General features: G+C 30.5%; 1 pseudogene. It reads right to left on the bottom strand.

Going from position 1 to position 203, the window contains the following annotated elements:
• Positions 1-203 (bottom strand): annotated as a pseudogene (locus tag ELQ11_RS09900) (hypothetical protein); the annotation flags it as partial.

Genomic DNA, 203 nt, shown 5'->3' with positions numbered 1-203 from the left:
TGTATGACCACAAGGTTTGTTCCTTTGGCTGTTAATCTCATGGCTAAAGTGTGTCTAAGCAAATGAAGTCCTTTTTTGCTGATCAAAGCTTTAGCGTAAATATTATTTACAATCAAAAAAGCATTACTTCTATTTAAATGTTTTCCTGTGCTAGTTTGCATTATGTAATCACTATCTTGGATATTTTCTTTAAAATATTCAAG

The organism is Campylobacter sp. US50a (assembly GCF_004379015.1).
Lineage (GTDB): Bacteria > Campylobacterota > Campylobacteria > Campylobacterales > Campylobacteraceae > Campylobacter_D > Campylobacter_D jejuni.
The sequence above is the reverse complement of the archived record's forward strand: the minus strand, read 5'-3'. Positions and strand labels throughout refer to the sequence as shown.